We start from the raw sequence: 14,834 nt of genomic DNA on the forward strand, positions 1-14,834 counted from the left end.
TCAGCTCGTCTCGTGCTTACTCGTGAACGGGATGCCCTTTCGGCTCGCGGCCAGCCGGTTCACGGCTTCTCATGGCCGACCGCGCGGCGCATGAGGTGAAGCTTGTGATGGTGGATTGCAGCTGGATCAGCGCTTGCAGTACTGGAGCGACAGCATCAGTGCTTCGACATCGCATTGGCCAGTGCGAAGACCGAATTGGGGGCGCGGGTGCGCAAGGGTTTCACGGGGGCTGGCGAGGTGATCGCACGCTTGGCCGGGGTGGGTGCTTCGAGCTGCGCGCCCTTGGCGACTTGATCTTCGACCAGCTTTTGCAAAGTGACTGTGCGCAGAAAATCAAGCATGCGCTGATTCAGCGAAGCCCAGAGTTCTTCGGTGCTTCGCGCCAGTGACGACGACGAGGCACCCGGCGCGCTCAGGTCGTCAGCATCATCCGCATCGTTGCCGAGGGCGGCTCTCTCATCGACGGCCGCAATGATGTCGGCCACCGAGATGTCCGCGCTGTGGCGAGCAAGACGGTAGCCCCCGCCGGGCCCACGGACCGATTCAACCAGGTTGTGCTTGCGGAGTTTGCCGAAGAGCTGCTCGAGGTATGACAGCGAAATCTGCTGTCGCTGGCTGATGGCGGCCAGATTCACAGGCCCCAGCTGTCGACGCAGCCCGATGTCGATCATCGCGGTCACGGCAAAGCGACCCTTGGTGGTCAATCGCATCACAAGCTCCTTCTCATCGATTCTGTTCGTTGGAACACGTCACGTCGACAAACGGGCCGCCGTGACTTGACGGCCATCAACTCGAGTCCGGTGGCACCAGCCTCTGTTTGCTAACACGACGTTTTGGTCGAAGCTACTTGCGCTCTCAGTGCAGGACCCAAGACATCAGAGCGATCAGCCGTCAGATGAGGCGCTACGGGCTTTCCCGTGCAAAGCTGGGGACCAAGCAGGCGTGAAACCTGTCGGGTGCTTCTGGTGTAGAGCTCGGTCTACGGCGCCAGCGGGTGTTGACCTAGCAGTGCGATCTCACACGCGCCGTTAGCATATTTTCGTGCGCTCCGTTAGGCGCGACCGGCGCCTGGGAACCGGTTGAAGCCAGAAAAAGAATGCCCCGCGCAAGGCGGGGCACAGAGGAAGGCAGGGGGGTACGCCTGATTGCGTACCCCTTGTCTTGCCGTCTCGGGATGGGTTTAGCCCTTCATCGCTTTGATGTCGGCCTTGGCCTTGTCATGGTCGGCCTTGGCTTGGCTCACGCAAGAGTTCTTGGCATCGCCCGATTGGTCGTCGCACTTTTCCTTGGCAACGTCGTAGGTCATGTTGGCCTTTTCCTCGGCGACCTTCTTCGCGTGTGCGGCGCTGGGCTTGTAGTCCTGCTCCAGCTGCGCCTTCGCCACGTTCTCCGTGCCCTTGGCTTCCTTCTCGCAGACGTCCTTGGCGTTGTCCTTCATCGTGTCGCACTTGGCCTTGGCGACCTTGTAGTCGGCCTCGATCTTTTCCTTGGCCACGTTGTACTGGTCCTTGGTCATGCCTTCGGCGGCGTTGGCCGCGCTCATGGCGAAGCAGGTGGATGCGATGGCGAGAACGAGAAGATGCTTTTTCATGGATGAGTCCCCTGGGCTTGATGATTGATGGAGTCGCCCCGTGCGTCTCCAATGACTGTCAATCTAGGAACCCACGTGCGGACCCAAAGTAGGACGATGTCCGTCGGGTCATTAGGTAAGGACCGCACTTGCTTGCAAGCGCAAGTGTGAGCGCACTGCCGCTTGCGGCGTGGTCGGCGCGAAGTCGCTCAAGGCGAGCGGAAAGACATCGGTGAACTGGACAGGCCGTTTGCTCGCCGGCATCCTATCGCCGCAGATCGTCTTGACTCATCCTGTCGCCAGCATGCTCGCACGCAAGATCGCCTCCTTGTTCGCCTCCCGCTCCGCGGCGCCGACGCCTTCGCGTTTGATGCAACTCCACGAATACCTGGCGCTTCTCCAGGAGGGCACTGAGGAGTTCGCGGCAGGGGAACGCATCAAGCGCGATGCCCTTTCGCTTGCGCAGCGTCTTCGCGAAGAGCTTCGCTTGCCGCTCGGACCGGAACCCAGTCTTGAGTTGGTGCTCGCGAGGCGCTGCAAGGTGCAACGAATCTCCCTCGTTCATGTCCCGCTCGCTGCCAAGGATTGCTTCTTCATCGCGATGTACCACCAGGACGCATCGAGCGCGCATGCCCACCTGGTCTTCGATATCGGCGCAGAGTACCAGCGCCCCTTCCTGGAGTGCCCCGACTTTGGTGTCGGCAAGGAGGCGACGGAGGACAATCTGCGCCACTGGATTCCTCGACTGGCCGAAGCGCCCGATGCCTTCGCGATCGTGGAGCGACGCGATGGAACCTACATGCAGGTCTACGCCGACGATCGGGGTTTTCATCTCGAGCACCAGCTGGTCACGACGGGCTGTCACTATCGGGCTGCGCAGCCGATGAGCAGCGAAGCCGCGGTGGACACGCTCGTCTCCTATGCTTGCGGAAAGTATGAGTGGGCAAATCGGGCGTGGGACCGGATGGTCCTTTGAGAAGCCAGGAAGCGTTGCAGCGCGGGGCGTCAACCTTCCCATCCATCATCGGCGAAGGCGTCAGGTCGAGACCTGTGGATCAAGGTGAGCTTCATGGCGAATGCGGCCACCTCACGATCGAAGTGCTGACGACGTCTGCTTGATTCAACAAGCCGCCTGCAGATCGTTTATCGCCGCAGTGGATCGGCAGCGAAGGTACATCCACAGCAAGGCGCCAGCTGCCTGCGCATTGCAGCGCCCAAGCAAGGCCCGGCGGCGAGCCTTGTCCTCGCGTGTGCGGCGTTCCTACGTCGTTTGCGCTAGGCAGTCGCCCCGATTCGCAAACACCTGGCCGGCATTAAGCTTGGCCGTTCGCAGCGCCACTTCGTCGGTCACGTGGCGCATCAGCAAGCTCCTTCGCGAGGAATCGGCATGCAACTGCGAGACAAGACCCTTGCTCGCTGGGTCGCCCTGAGTGCCTTGGGCGCAGTGACACTGGCAGCGTGCACGATGGGTGACTCCCATTCGGTCGACAGTGCAGGAGGCCCCGGCGCGATACCTGAGTGGTCGGCAAACCCATCGGCGCAGCGCTCGGCAACGTCAACACCGCGTGCATCAGCGCCGCTGCCGGGTCCTCGTCCGGCTTCTCCATCGCGCTCAACAGGGCAAGCGCCATCGAGCGGGTCGCAGGCATCCCTCGCCGGCGGACCCGGATTGAGCAGCGCGGGTGCGATCGCGGGTCGAGCGCGTACTTTTTCCACTCGATTGGCCACCTATACCTCGGTGGGCTTCGAGCTCTTGCCCGGCTGGCGGCAGGATGATTTCTCGGAGACATGGCCGGCGTTTCTCGGCAGCTGCAAGGTCTTGTCGGGGCGAGCACAGGCGTGGCGGCAAGTCTGCGATCGTGCACGAAAAGTAGATCGTGCCGATGACTTGGCCATCCGCCATTTTTTCGAGCGCGATTTCTCGGCCTATCAGATCCGCGACGATGATCGGCGCCCTGACGGCGTCGTCACCGGCTACTTCGAGCCTGAGATCAGCGGCAGTCGGCACTACGGCGCGCCCAACATCTACCCCGTGTATGCACAGCCCCAAGACATGCTGTTTGCGGACGCGCGAAAACTTCCCAAAGGCGATGGGATCGTCGCTGCGCGTGTGACGGGGCGCAGTGTTGTGGTGCAAGCGGGACTGAGTACGCGTGACATGGGCCGCGCAGGGCTGTACGCGCTCGATCTCTCGCGCATCACCAGAGACACGTTGGATCGCAAGGTGCGTCTTCGTGTCGAGGGAAAGCGGCTCCTGCCCTACTACACACGCAAAGAAATCGAAACCAAGGGTGCGCCGAATGCCAAGGTCATCGCCTTTGTGAACAGCGCTTCTGCGCTCTACGAGATGCAGATCCAGGGCTCTGGCCGCATTCGTCTGGACTCGGGCGAGGTGATTCGCATTGCTTACGCGGAGCAGAACGGTCAGCCGTTCAGGCCCACGCTGGCCCAGGCGGCGTCCGGCAAACCTCGCAGCCCCGTGAAAGTGCGCGGCTCCTCGCTGGAACTCGAGCTCGACAATGACGATGAGGAGGACGAAGCAGTGCAACCCGCGGCCGCCAGCAGCGCCGACGTCTCCGTGGTTCGCACGCGTGGCTTCACACTCGCCCTGCCCAAGGTCAATGGCGCTGTTGCGGTGCCCGGACGCCGCGCCGCACAGCGGGTGACTGGCTCGGGCATCGAGGATCCAAGCTACGTGTTTTTCAAGGAGGCCAATGCGCCTGGCGGAGGACCGGTTGGCGCGCTGGGGGTGCCGCTATCGCCTGGACGCTCGATCGCAGTGGATCCGCGAAGCACGCCGCTCGGGTATCCCGTGTTCGTGTCCACGCGCGCGCCAGGCAGCGGGGCGCCAATGCGCCGTTTGACGATCGCGCAGGACACGGGCGGTGCCATTCGCGGTGCAGTGCGCGCGGACTACTTCTTCGGCAATGGCCAGCAAGCTGCGACGCAGGCTCGGCGCATGAAGGAGCGAGGACAACTCTGGGTCCTCCTGCCGCGCGACTTGGCAGTGGCACAGGCGGCCTCCACAGCGGTGCGCACGCGCGGCGGTGCCGTCGGGGAAGATCTTCCCGAATGCCTTGTCGCGGACGAGAACAGCTGCGTCAACGATTGAAGCGCGGAGGAAGAGGCACCATTCCGGATGCGGGGCCGCAGGGCGTCTCGCAGCTTCTCAGGAATTGCCCACGGCAGCGGACACAGGCCGCGCCGCAGCCACTGCGTGGTTCACTGTCGGCGGCCGAGAGATAGCCAGCCCTCGGGCGTGATCGCGGTGACCGTCGCCTCGAGCGGATCGCAGTAGCCCGTCGACTGCCCGCTGAGCGTGCGAAACCTCGCTTCCACAAGGCCAGCGTAAACCAGGCGAGACACCTTCTGCACGTCCGCTCTCGCGATGACAGTGAGCGGCAGCTTGATTGCAGCAATTTCAGAAAGCAAAGCGAGTGCCATCGGTCACCACCTTTTGCGAAGAAAAAGTCCAATGTGCACCTTGTTCTCGAAGAGTGCAATGTCGAGGCCCTGGATGCGCTGCCGTGAGCTTGCTCCGGCATCTGCCTAGGCCTTGGATGCGCCGTGCGACTACAGCTGCGCCAGAGGGATGGCGACATCGCTGGGCAGCCACCGGCAGCACGCTGCCGGCATGTGCTCTTCGCCTTCCATCGACTTTGGCGTTTCGTCGCCCGAGCTCGCGCGGGCATTGATCGGTGCGTCGTTTTGGGTGGAAGGGGTCGGGGGGCGCATCGTCGAGACGGAAGCCTATGACGTCTTGGACCCGGCCTCGCACAGCTATGGCGGCCGATCGGTGCGCAACGCCACGATGTTCGGTCCGCCAGGCCGCGCTTATGTGTACCGCTCCTACGGCTTGCATTGGTGCTTGAACTTCGTCTGCCGGGAGGAGGGCCACGGCGCCGGTGTCCTGATTCGCGCGCTGGAGCCGACGGACGGTCTCGATGCGATGCAGGCACGCCGAGGGCTTCTCGAGCCGCGGCTCTTGTGCGCGGGGCCGGGGCGGGTCGCCCAGGCGCTGGGGATCACCGGTTCGCACGATGGCCTGCCGCTCGACCGCGCGCCTTTCGAGCTGAAGGGGCCGAGCGTGGCACAGGATGTGGTGGTCGGCGTCCGCATCGGCATTTCGAAGGCGATCGATGCGCCTTGGCGTTTTGGGTTGAAAGGATCGCGCTTTGTCAGTCGCAGGTTTGGTTGACGCGGGAGGCCAGCAGCCATGAGCGTTGCCTCACGGACGGTCGTGACGAACGAGGCCGTCGAAGCGGAAATCTTCGAGCTGCTGGCCCGTCGTGCGCCTGGAGCCAGCATCTGCCCTTCGGAGGTTGCGCGAGCCCTGGCGAACGCGCCGTCGGACTGGCGGGCCCTGATGCCGCAGGTGCGCGAGGTGGCCCAGGAACTCGCCCTTCGCCGGCGACTGCTCGTCTCCCGCAAAGGGGCGCGTGTCGACGCGATGGGGCAAGGTGGGCCCATTCGTCTCTCGTTGCTCTTTGAGAAGGAGCGCAAGTGAGCGGGAGCAACAGCCGATCGCAGGCCGTCGACGGCCCCCTTGTGACACCCGATGGCCGCTATCTGGTGATACGTGGACGTCTGTGGCGCGCAACGAACCCCGGACTGCCGGAAGACGAAAAAGACTTCTGGGTTTGCCAACTGATGGCGGCACGGCGCGCGCTGCGCGCATCTGCCTCCGTCGAGAGGCGCGCGGACGCGCGCGCCCTTGTCGACCATGCGAAGCGTCGGCTGGGCGAGCGCGGCCCGCCGTGGTGGACCGACGGCTCCCCCGATATGAATCGCAAGCTGGTCAAGAACACACCGTATGGCGAATGGTTTCGCCGTCTGAATGAGGAAGCGCCTTGATCGACCCCGCGCGTTCATGAACGGCCGCTGGCATTGCTGTCTGCCGACCGTTGGCTCAGGTGTCGAGCATCCGGGCAATGCGCCGCTTGAATTCGCCCAGCTCGAAAGGCTTGGTCATCACTTCCATCCCAGGCTCCAGAAGACCATTGCCCACGGCGGCGCCGGCCGCGTAGCCCGTGATGAACAGCACCTTGAGGTCGGGTTTGCGCAGGCGCATGACATCGGCGACCTGGCGTCCATTCATGCCACCGGGAAGTCCGACATCGGTGATCAGGATCTGGAGGTCGTTGTTTGGCCCGTCATCCAGGCACGCAAGGCCTTCCCGGCCGTCTGCCGCGGCAGTGACTTCGTAGCCCGCGGCGACAAGTTCTTCCTGGAGCAGGGCTCGAAGCGGTGCCTCGTCCTCGATCAGAAGCACGCGCGCCGACCTCGGTGCTGAGAATGCCGCCGTATCGCTTGTTGGGTTGCGCTGACCAACCGCAGCCTCCGCGTCGTTCGCATCGCCGTCGATACGGGGCATATAGATACTGACGGTGGTGCCTTGACCCAATGCCGACTCGATGCGCATTTGGCCACCCGATTGGCGGGCGAATCCGTACACCATCGACAAACCCAGGCCGGTGCCCTGGCCCAAGGGTTTGGTTGTGAAGAACGGCTCCGTGGCATGAGCCTTGGTTTGCGCATCCATGCCGCAACCCGTGTCGCGCACCTCGAGGCACACGTAGTCACCAGGCGCGTTCCCGATGGGCGTGCTTGCGTCGCGGGGAAATGAACAGTTGGTGCCCGTCACCGTCAAGCTTCCCCCACCGGGCTGCATCGCGTCGCGTGCATTGATGCACAGGTTGAGCAGCGCGTTCTCGAGTTGCGCGCTGTCTGCGCGCACAGGCCAGAGGTCTTCCGGGAGATTGAACTGAACGGCGATCGAGGGCCCGACGCTGCGGCGAACGAGTTCCTCGAACTGGGCCAGGCGAGGGCGAAGCTCAATTCGCCGCGGATCCAAGGTCTGGCGGCGAGAGAAGGCCAAAAGACGCTGGGTCAGTGAAGCCGCCCGCTCCACTGTTTCCTTGCCCACGGTGATATAGCGCTGCGCTTGCTGCGTGTCGCCGGAACGCATGCGCAGTTCGAGCAGCTCGAAGCTGACCTTCAGGGTGCCGAGCAGGTTGTTGAAATCATGTGCGATGCCTCCGGTGAGCTGGCCAATCGCCTCCATCTTCTGAGCTTGGCGCAGCGCATCCTCGGCTTCCACGAGCGCGCGCGTGCGCTCCTCGATCCTCGCCTCCAGCGTTTGATTGGCCTTGCGCAGCTCGCGCTCTGCCATCACCTTGCCCGTGGTTTCGGTCACCGTTGCCATCACTCCAGCGAACCCTCCGCCGGCATCCGGCACCGGCGAATAGTCGAGAGTGAGCCACACACTTTCCGGCGAACCGTTGCGCAAGAAGGTGAACTCGTGGTCTTCGAAGGATTGAGGTTTGCCGGCCAGCACCGTCTTCATGAGGCGATCGTTGAACTCGGACACTTCCGGCCACGCTTCGCGCAAGGGTTGACCCAGGCAAGCTGGATGCCGCCCGCCTGCGACGACGGCATAGGCATCGTTGTAGATCATGATGCCGGCTTCGCCCCAAAGAAGCGCGATGGGCTTCGGCGAATGCAGCACGATGCCCACGGCGCAGCACAGATGCTGAGGCCATTGATCGATCGGGCCCAAGGGCGTAGACGCCCAATCAAGCTGGGCAATCAGCGCGGCGAGTGCCGAGTCGGGTGGCAAAAATGCCGCTGAGATGGAAGCAGGCGCCACGGTGCTTTCGATCGGGATTCGGTGAAAACGAAAGCTATCACAGCCTGAGGCGAGCTGGCGTAGGAGGGACCAGCGACCGCTGAACTGCCCAGCGTCGACGCGCATTGTCCAGCCCTGCCGGCAAACATGCGCCAAGCTGCCCCGGAGATCTCGGGTTTGGGCAGACAGCTGTCCTGCATGGGAATGACCATGATGCTGGTCGGCGACGGAAAAAAGGTGATCGAGGAGATAGGCAAGGCGGTCGTCGCCTGAGGGCGTCGACGGCGGCGAATCACGGCGCGTTCAACAGGCTCGCCAGTTCCGCCTTGTCCGTCAGCCCGAGCTTGATGTATATCTCGCGCAGGTAGTGCCTGACGGTGGCTGGCGACAGCTGCAGCGCGCGGGCGACTTCCTTGTACGACTGGCCCGAGGAGAACGCGCGCGCCACGTCGGACTCGCGCGGCGTGAGGCGATCGATGGCGCGCAGCCTGCGAACCGAAAGCCGCTGGAGTGCTCCCGCGGCCTCGATCGAGAAGACCAGGTCCGAGAAAACGCTGCGCGCGCCGTCGCGGCGCAAGGCCGAAACGAGCGCCGGCGGCAGCGCTGGCGGCGCCCACGCGGGCCAGATCCGGGTCACGCAGTCCTGGAAGCTCGCCGACTTCTCGATCACGCCCCACTGGAGGTCGACGAAGGCCGACGCCAGCAGTCCGCCGGACGGCTGCGTATCGGCGCGCTCCTGATTGAGCCCGAGGTTGTGCCGCCAGCCCATGAAGACATGCGGCATGAGGAACTGCTTGGCCCAGGCCTCGGAGGTGTCGAACGCGGGGCTGCGGCCGCCGCGGAACAGCGAGACGAACAGGAAGTCCCCGGGACGCTCCGCGAGCTTGATCGCGGTGCACAGCGCATGCCGGTTGCCGACCCCCGCGTTGATCTCGTACAGGCCGGGCGTGCTGTGGAGCTGGTGGGTGTCGAAGCGCACGGTGTGGGTGGGCGCGTCGCTGACGCTGCTGGCCAGGCGATCGTCGGGCGTGCAGGTGTCCCAGGTCTCGACGTAGGACGCGGGCAGGTTGGCCCGGTAGGAGCTCAGCAGACGAAAGCCGCCTGCGGCGACGGGCGACATGATCCCCCACCACGCGCGATCGAAACCGATCACGCGATCGATGTCGCTCAGCACGCGCGCCTGGAAGTCCTCCTCGCGCGTCTCGTAGGCCGCCTCGTTGATCCGAAGGATCAGATTGCCGCACTCCTGAAGGTTGTTCAGCATGGGAGTTCCAACTGGGGGCGTTCCAACAAGCAAGCCATATGCCATCGCATGGTGTGGTGGGCCATCCTAGCCTTGCGTCTCCGCCTTGCCAATGCGGCTTGCCCGCCCTCGCGAACCGACCCCGTTCATTTGAACGGTGCACGCCGAAGGACGGCGCTCCTAGAGTCCGTCGCGATGCGATGGATCCGCCTCGCAGACCTCGTACCGGCCCTTTTCCCTTCCGCAGCCCGCGGCCTTCCCGAAAGCCTCCCATGCCCCTCGCGACACTTCCACGGCTACCGGCCTCGATCCGGTGGTGGTTCCTGCTCAATGCGCTGCTGCTCCTGCTGCCGCCCGTGCACTGGCTCGTCAACGACCACCGGGCGCCGGTCCTCGGCCTGCCGCTGACCCTGTTCTATTTCCTCGCGCTCAGCGTGTCGATCGCGGCCAGCGTGGTGGCCGCCTATGTCGCCGAATACGGCGAAGCGGAAAGGGGGTGAAGCCATGGCGCTGACATTCGGCCTCCAGCTGGCCTTCTTCCTCGTCATCATCTACGTGCTGCACCGCAGCTACCGCAAGGACCGGTCCTTCACCGACTACGCCGTGGGCGGCCGCTCGTTCGGGGCCAACTACCAGGCCATGTCCTTCCTCAACACCTGGTATCCGGGCGCGATGTTCACTGCCTTCGCGGGCCTGGCCGTCAGTGCCGGCGTGATCTCGTTCTACGTGCTGGCCTACAGCCTGATGACGGTGGTGCTGATGTACGCCATGTCGCAGCGCGTGTGGACCTGGGGCCAGCGCTTCGACCTGCGCACGCAGCCCGACCTGTTCGCCCTGCGCTACGACTCCAGGCACATCCGCACCATCGCGGCGCTGATCGGCATCGTGTCGGGCTTCCCCTGGCTGGTGCTCGCGATGCAGGCGATGGGCGGCCTCTTCCACTTAATGTCGCTCGGTGCGCTACCCTTCTCGGAGGCAGTGATCCTCGGCGTGGTGGTGGTCGCGATCCGCCAGATCTGGGCCGTTCGCATGGGCATGCGCGGCGTGATCATCTCGGACATGTACCAGGGCATCGTGGCCTACATCTTCGGCAGCCTGATGCTGTGCGGCCTGGTCGTGTGGCTGTGGACCAGCAAGGGCGTGCGGCTGCAGTCGCTCGATCCCGCGATGTTCTCGCTGCCGTCCTTCGGCTCGAAGGAGGGGCCGCTCTACCTGTTCAGCCTGCTGTTCACGAGCACCATCGGCGGCTGGTGCCTGCCGTTCATTTTTGTGCGCCTGTTCACCGCCGACGGCGTGGCGGCGCTGAAGAAATCGGCGGCCATCGCGATGCCCGCGTCGCTGGTGTTCTGCATCCCGTTGCTGATCTTCGGCATGCTCGCCTCGCAGCTTCCCTCCGTGGCCAGCCACCCCGAGGACGTGTGGTTCATCGTGAGCCAGGAAGCGGGTGGCCTGCTGCTGCTCGGGCTGGCCGGCGTGGTGCTGCTGGCTGCATCGATCGGCCACACCGACGGCAGCATCCAGGCGACGGGCGCGCAGATCGCCAACGACCTGGTCGGGAACTACGCCACGCTGAGCCAGCGGCAGCTGGTCACGGTGTCGAAGATCGGCATGGTGGTCCTCACGGCCCTGGCCGCCTGGGTCGCCTGCCTCAAGCTGCCGGCGCTGTTCGCGCTCGCGGTGCTGGCCTACCAGGGCGTCATCCAGCTCGCGGTGCCGCAGTTCCTGGGCATCTTCTGGAAGCGCGGCACCAAGGAAGGGGCGATCGCGGGCATGGTCGTGGGCTTCGTGCTCGTCATCGTGCTAGAGAGCTTCTTCGCCCGGCAGCTCGAAGCCGCCTGGGGCCTGACCTCGGGCGTGATCGCGCTGGCCGTGAACCTGGCCATCTACGCCGGCTTCGCATGGCTGCGGCCCCACGGCGCGGCCGAGCGCCAGCGCATCGACGGCCTGTTCGGGCTGACCCGCGAGGCCGTGGCCGAGCCGGTGCCGCCTGCGGCGAGCGTCGGTGCCTCCGCGCGCGCCTGAGCTTCCCTCCATCCATCCACCCATTCACTCATCCTTCGAGGAGCGCTTCGTCCATGAAAGCATCCACTGGCGCGTCGTCGCCACTTTTCCCTCCCAAGTTCCTCGCGGCCGTGGTGCAGGCCGCGCCGGGTTTCTGCGACCACGACGCCGCCATCGATCTCACCGTGCGCTACATCGAGGAGGCGGCCGGCAAGGGCGCCGCCATCGTGGCCTTTCCGGAGGACTGGATTCCGGGCTACCCCTGGTGGGTGTGGCTCGACGCGCCGGCCTGGGGCTTCGGCAAGGGCTGGGTGCGGCGCTTCTTCGAGAACGCCTTCAGCTACGACGGCGAGGGCGCGCGGCGCATCGCCGCGGCCGCGAAGCAGTTCGGCATCTTCGTGTCGCTCGGCGTCGTCGAGCGACTGGGCGCGAGCCTGTACGTCGGCAACTGGATCATCGACGACCAGGGCGAGACCGTTTCGCGCCGGCGCAAGCTCAAGCCGACGCACATGGAGCGCACCGTCTTCGGCGAAGGCGATGGCAGCGACCTCGTGGTGAGCGACACGCCGCTGGGCCGCATCGGCGCGCTCTCCTGCTGGGAGCATCTGCAGCCCCTCACGAAGTTTGCGATGTACAGCCAGAACGAGCAGCTGCACATCGCCGCCTGGCCCGGCTTCAGCCTCTACAAGGAGAACGCCTACGCGCTGGGCGCGGAGGTCAGCCTCGCGGCAACGCAGACCTATGCGCTGGAGGGCGGCTGCTTCGTGCTGGCCCCCTCGGCCGTGACCTCGGCGTCGATGGTGTCGCAGATCTGCGATACGCCGGCCAAGCATGCGCTGTTCACGGTCGGTGGCGGGCACTCCGTCATCTACGGGCCGCATGGCAACCCGCTGTCCGAACGCATGCCGGACACCTGGGAGGGCGTCATCTGCGCCGAGATCGACCTGGGCGAAATCGCGGTGGCCAAGGCGGCCGCCGATCCTGCGGGCCACTATGCGCGCGCCGATGTCATGCGGCTGATGATCAACCGGGCACCGAACCACCGGGTCCATGCCTTCGATCTGGCGCTTCAAGCCGAGAGCAGCGCGTCCGGGCAGGCGCCGCGCCTCGACACCGATTCGGTGACCGAGCACGCGTTCGGCGCGAACAGTCCGGCTTGATGAGGCTTCCCGCCCACTCGGCGGGTCATCGACGCTCGCCCCACTTCATCTGCGCGGTGACTCGGTCCGCAAGCCCGGGTCGCAGACCCAAGGCCGCGTCGTCTCAGCGGTAGTCCGCTTCGCGCTGATGATGAACGGCCAACACCTTCATCTGTCGGGCGGGAAGGATTTCGCGGGGGTCATCTCTACCCCGCGAACCCCGGTCATGTGTTTGGGTCTCGAAGCTCGCGACGTCGTGCATCAATGCGAGCCTGGATGCGATCGAACACTTCGCCCACAGGGTGCGAAACACCAGTTCGTAGATATTCTTGCCAAGCGGTATCCCCACGCGCGTAGAACTCACCTTGAACACGGCAGAGTTCGACGGCTCGGCACGTCCCATCGGCGGCAGAAGTGCTGACGGGTCTGTCAGCATCCGCAACCGATTCGAGTTCGGCACGCAGTTCAGGATTGACGTCAAAGGTAGTCACGATGCGTGAATTCATGGTGGCCACTTTGTCACGTTTGTACTTGAATCGCCACCTCCGGCCGCGCTGACACCTTCGATAGCTTTGAGTCGGGCCGATTCGGCTGCGCCAGCGAGTGACTGCACTTCAGGGGCCCTTATGAGGTTCGTTGCAACTTGTGAGCATGCCCGCGCACAGCGCGGTGTGCTGGCGAGATGCAGCACAAGAGCAAGAACGAACAGGTGTACGGGGTAGAAGGCATAGAAGACCCATCGCTGCCGTTCAAGGGGGACATGAATGCGGCTGAACCCCAAGATCAGCGGCAGCGCGGCCATGGCAGCGAAGTTGCCGTTGACGAGCCATAGGGACGCGGTTGCAAGCAGCCAGGCGATCGCGGTCTTGATGCTCGGACGACGAGTGAAGGAGCGCGCGCCCAGGCAGCACAGCAGTCCCGGCCACCAGAATTCAACCACCGTGCCACCAACCACAAAGGCGACCAGTGCCAGACATCGATGGCCAACGGTCCGGAGTTCCAGCAACCAGGCGATCAAGGTCGCGACGAGCAACGTCGCCATGATGTTCAGTGGCCACCATCCGACCAGCAGCAGGAACGCGGGCGTTGCGAGCACACCGAAGGCCGCGAGCCGCTTCACTACACGTCGATGAACACTCGCGGCCTCCACGCGAGGGCGCGCGAGGTTGTACATGAGCACAAAGCCAAAGAGCGGCATCGCCATGCGACCGAGCAGGTAGAGCGTGGCGACCTGCCCGCCCAGAAGGTACTTGTTGACGTGGTCCCCCACCATCAATGCCAGCGCGAGCCACTTGAGCGCCTCGAGCGATCCGTCCGCGATGTGCCAGCGGCCGCTGGCCGCCGCTTCGCCGGTGCCGTCTCCACGTGTCGTGGGTATCGACGTCCTGGTGCGAGCATCACGACGCATGGTCATCAGGCAATGTACGGGGCGAGCCTGCCGGGCCAGCCGAAGCGCGCGCGCCTCTGTCTTGCGAGTTCACGTCCGCTCATGGGCATGCCTGTCCCACTCGGCGGCGCGTCCCGGTGCTGGCAGGCTGGGTGCTCGCGCCATCGTCACCCGCTTGTCTGGGAGATGGATGTCCAGTCCATCCACGAGCGCATCAGCGATGCGATGGCGAATGGATGCGAGCAACCGCTGCTGAGAGCGCGGATCGGCGGTGAGGCGTCGCACATACTGTGCAGCCAATTGGAGCCCGGCCATGGCGTACGTCAGACGGGGGTCGCGCTCCATGTTCCCTGGCGGCAGCGTTCGTTCAACGCGCAGCTGCTGGGCCTCTTGCGCGAGCATGTGCATATGGTCTTGCGTCTCGATGCGCCAGTGACGCCGCTGCGCAAGCACCCGCTCTTCGCCGACAGCGTCTGCATGGCCATCCTGGGCGGGAACGCGAAGCCGGACGGGTTTCGTGTCCAGGGGCAGGACGACGACCTCGTCTCCGATGCGTGGCTGGGAGACCGCTCGCTGGAGGGCTGCTTTCAGGTCGGCGCCCCAAAGCCTGCGCTCTCCAACCTCCGTGCGCAGGAGCACGTAGAACGAGCGTCGTGCTGCCGGATCGAACCGATAAGGCGCTGCGGCGGCCTCCAGCAACACGCCGCGCACGGGCGCGCGGCCACCGCGCGGGCGCCTTGTGTCGGCGGTCTCCTGCGGATCATCGGATCCCGATGGCGGCGGTGGCGCGGCCCCTGGCGGCTGCGCGCCGAGTGAGCCGGCGTTGGATGAGGAGTGCATGCGATGACCTTGGTTGGAATGGACCG

General features: G+C 64.8%; 17 protein-coding genes. 9 read left to right on the forward strand and 8 right to left on the reverse strand.

What is annotated here, in order from left to right:
- Positions 1 to 155: 155 nt before the first annotated feature.
- Together AC1HIL_RS36415 and AC1HIL_RS36420 are read right to left on the reverse strand one after the other, a co-directional pair.
- A complete protein-coding gene (locus AC1HIL_RS36415; RefSeq protein ID WP_479668767.1) occupies positions 156 to 710 on the reverse strand; it encodes an Rrf2 family transcriptional regulator in 555 nt (184 codons plus the stop codon).
- Between the two features lie 470 nt (positions 711 to 1,180).
- Positions 1,181 to 1,591, reverse strand: coding sequence for a hypothetical protein (locus AC1HIL_RS36420; RefSeq protein ID WP_057596354.1), 411 nt, complete (start codon positions 1,589 to 1,591; stop codon positions 1,181 to 1,183).
- 169 nt (positions 1,592 to 1,760) lie between these two features.
- Between AC1HIL_RS36420 and AC1HIL_RS36425 the strand changes: the two genes are divergently transcribed.
- Complete coding sequence (locus AC1HIL_RS36425) at positions 1,761 to 2,546, forward strand: hypothetical protein (protein ID WP_479668766.1); 786 nt, start codon at positions 1,761 to 1,763, stop codon at positions 2,544 to 2,546.
- 744 nt (positions 2,547 to 3,290) lie between these two features.
- Positions 3,291 to 4,682 carry a murein transglycosylase A gene (mltA, locus tag AC1HIL_RS36430; RefSeq protein ID WP_422098467.1) on the forward strand — a complete coding sequence of 464 codons (1,392 nt, stop codon included), beginning with the start codon at positions 3,291 to 3,293 and terminating at the stop codon, positions 4,680 to 4,682.
- Between the two features lie 110 nt (positions 4,683 to 4,792).
- Here mltA and AC1HIL_RS36435 read toward each other — a convergent pair whose 3' ends face one another.
- Entirely contained in the window at positions 4,793 to 5,014 is a 222-nt protein-coding gene (locus AC1HIL_RS36435) for a hypothetical protein (protein WP_261211759.1), read from the reverse strand.
- Between the two features lie 148 nt (positions 5,015 to 5,162).
- Here AC1HIL_RS36435 and AC1HIL_RS36440 point away from each other — a divergent pair, with 148 nt between their 5' ends.
- Genes AC1HIL_RS36440 through AC1HIL_RS36450 form a run of 3 tightly spaced genes read left to right on the forward strand, consistent with a single transcriptional unit; the run spans position 5,163 to position 6,424 of the window.
- Positions 5,163 to 5,768: a DNA-3-methyladenine glycosylase gene (locus tag AC1HIL_RS36440; RefSeq protein ID WP_422098469.1), complete on the forward strand. Its 606-nt coding sequence runs from the start codon at positions 5,163 to 5,165 to the stop codon at positions 5,766 to 5,768.
- An 18-nt stretch (positions 5,769 to 5,786) separates the two neighbouring features.
- Positions 5,787 to 6,077: a DUF3253 domain-containing protein gene (locus tag AC1HIL_RS36445; protein ID WP_479668765.1), complete on the forward strand. Its 291-nt coding sequence runs from the start codon at positions 5,787 to 5,789 to the stop codon at positions 6,075 to 6,077.
- Positions 6,074 to 6,424: a hypothetical protein gene (locus AC1HIL_RS36450; protein ID WP_479668764.1), complete on the forward strand. Its 351-nt coding sequence runs from the start codon at positions 6,074 to 6,076 to the stop codon at positions 6,422 to 6,424. Before AC1HIL_RS36445 ends, AC1HIL_RS36450 begins: the two co-directional genes overlap by 4 nt.
- A gap of 55 nt (positions 6,425 to 6,479) precedes the next feature.
- Here AC1HIL_RS36450 and AC1HIL_RS36455 read toward each other — a convergent pair whose 3' ends face one another.
- A complete protein-coding gene (locus AC1HIL_RS36455) occupies positions 6,480 to 8,324 on the reverse strand; it encodes an ATP-binding protein (protein ID WP_479668763.1) in 1,845 nt (614 codons plus the stop codon).
- Positions 8,325 to 8,345: 21 nt separating this feature from the next.
- On the opposite strand from AC1HIL_RS36455, the gene AC1HIL_RS36460 reads away from it, so the two are divergent.
- A complete protein-coding gene (locus AC1HIL_RS36460) occupies positions 8,346 to 8,471 on the forward strand; it encodes a hypothetical protein (protein ID WP_479668762.1) in 126 nt (41 codons plus the stop codon).
- 19 nt (positions 8,472 to 8,490) lie between these two features.
- Here the strand turns inward: AC1HIL_RS36460 and AC1HIL_RS36465 are convergent, their stop codons facing one another.
- Entirely contained in the window at positions 8,491 to 9,462 is a 972-nt protein-coding gene (locus AC1HIL_RS36465; RefSeq protein WP_479668761.1) for a helix-turn-helix transcriptional regulator, read from the reverse strand.
- Positions 9,463 to 9,713: 251 nt separating this feature from the next.
- On the opposite strand from AC1HIL_RS36465, the gene AC1HIL_RS36470 reads away from it, so the two are divergent.
- The 3 genes from AC1HIL_RS36470 to AC1HIL_RS36480 are packed head-to-tail and all read left to right on the forward strand — an operon-like array spanning position 9,714 to position 12,602.
- Positions 9,714 to 9,941: a hypothetical protein gene (locus tag AC1HIL_RS36470; protein WP_479668760.1), complete on the forward strand. Its 228-nt coding sequence runs from the start codon at positions 9,714 to 9,716 to the stop codon at positions 9,939 to 9,941.
- 4 nt (positions 9,942 to 9,945) lie between these two features.
- Entirely contained in the window at positions 9,946 to 11,463 is a 1,518-nt protein-coding gene (locus AC1HIL_RS36475; protein WP_479668759.1) for a sodium:solute symporter family protein, read from the forward strand.
- Between the two features lie 53 nt (positions 11,464 to 11,516).
- Positions 11,517 to 12,602 carry a carbon-nitrogen hydrolase family protein gene (locus tag AC1HIL_RS36480; protein ID WP_479668758.1) on the forward strand — a complete coding sequence of 362 codons (1,086 nt, stop codon included), beginning with the start codon at positions 11,517 to 11,519 and terminating at the stop codon, positions 12,600 to 12,602.
- Positions 12,603 to 12,805: 203 nt separating this feature from the next.
- Here the strand turns inward: AC1HIL_RS36480 and AC1HIL_RS36485 are convergent, their stop codons facing one another.
- The 3 genes from AC1HIL_RS36485 to AC1HIL_RS36495 all read right to left on the reverse strand — a co-directional run bounded on the left by AC1HIL_RS36485 (position 12,806) and on the right by AC1HIL_RS36495 (position 14,808).
- Entirely contained in the window at positions 12,806 to 13,087 is a 282-nt protein-coding gene (locus AC1HIL_RS36485; RefSeq protein WP_479668757.1) for a YlcI/YnfO family protein, read from the reverse strand.
- On the reverse strand, positions 13,084 to 13,995 hold the full coding sequence (locus tag AC1HIL_RS36490) for a TraX family protein (protein ID WP_479668756.1): 912 nt from the start codon (positions 13,993 to 13,995) through the stop codon (positions 13,084 to 13,086). The genes AC1HIL_RS36485 and AC1HIL_RS36490 overlap by 4 nt, the downstream gene beginning before the upstream one ends.
- 63 nt (positions 13,996 to 14,058) lie before the next feature.
- Positions 14,059 to 14,808 carry a hypothetical protein gene (locus AC1HIL_RS36495; RefSeq protein WP_479668755.1) on the reverse strand — a complete coding sequence of 250 codons (750 nt, stop codon included), beginning with the start codon at positions 14,806 to 14,808 and terminating at the stop codon, positions 14,059 to 14,061.
- Positions 14,809 to 14,834 lie beyond the last annotated feature (26 nt).

It is taken from the genome of Variovorax sp. ISS6 (genome assembly GCF_056523145.1).

Excerpts from the sequence above, each read along its gene's own strand:
- AC1HIL_RS36415 (WP_479668767.1), bottom strand. The coding sequence starts at position 710 with ATGCGATTGACCACCAAGGGTCGCTTTGCCGTGACCGCGATGATCGAC.
- AC1HIL_RS36420 (WP_057596354.1), bottom strand. The coding sequence starts at position 1,591 with ATGAAAAAGCATCTTCTCGTTCTCGCCATCGCATCCACCTGCTTCGCC.
- AC1HIL_RS36435 (WP_261211759.1), bottom strand. The coding sequence starts at position 5,014 with ATGGCACTCGCTTTGCTTTCTGAAATTGCTGCAATCAAGCTGCCGCTC.
- AC1HIL_RS36440 (WP_422098469.1), top strand. The coding sequence starts at position 5,163 with ATGGCGACATCGCTGGGCAGCCACCGGCAGCACGCTGCCGGCATGTGC.
- AC1HIL_RS36445 (WP_479668765.1), top strand. The coding sequence starts at position 5,787 with ATGAGCGTTGCCTCACGGACGGTCGTGACGAACGAGGCCGTCGAAGCG.
- AC1HIL_RS36455 (WP_479668763.1), bottom strand. The coding sequence starts at position 8,324 with ATGCGCGTCGACGCTGGGCAGTTCAGCGGTCGCTGGTCCCTCCTACGC.
- AC1HIL_RS36460 (WP_479668762.1), top strand. The coding sequence starts at position 8,346 with ATGCGCCAAGCTGCCCCGGAGATCTCGGGTTTGGGCAGACAGCTGTCC.
- AC1HIL_RS36465 (WP_479668761.1), bottom strand. The coding sequence starts at position 9,462 with ATGCTGAACAACCTTCAGGAGTGCGGCAATCTGATCCTTCGGATCAAC.
- AC1HIL_RS36470 (WP_479668760.1), top strand. The coding sequence starts at position 9,714 with ATGCCCCTCGCGACACTTCCACGGCTACCGGCCTCGATCCGGTGGTGG.
- AC1HIL_RS36475 (WP_479668759.1), top strand. The coding sequence starts at position 9,946 with ATGGCGCTGACATTCGGCCTCCAGCTGGCCTTCTTCCTCGTCATCATC.
- AC1HIL_RS36480 (WP_479668758.1), top strand. The coding sequence starts at position 11,517 with ATGAAAGCATCCACTGGCGCGTCGTCGCCACTTTTCCCTCCCAAGTTC.
- AC1HIL_RS36485 (WP_479668757.1), bottom strand. The coding sequence starts at position 13,087 with ATGAATTCACGCATCGTGACTACCTTTGACGTCAATCCTGAACTGCGT.
- AC1HIL_RS36490 (WP_479668756.1), bottom strand. The coding sequence starts at position 13,995 with ATGACCATGCGTCGTGATGCTCGCACCAGGACGTCGATACCCACGACA.
- AC1HIL_RS36495 (WP_479668755.1), bottom strand. The coding sequence starts at position 14,808 with ATGCACTCCTCATCCAACGCCGGCTCACTCGGCGCGCAGCCGCCAGGG.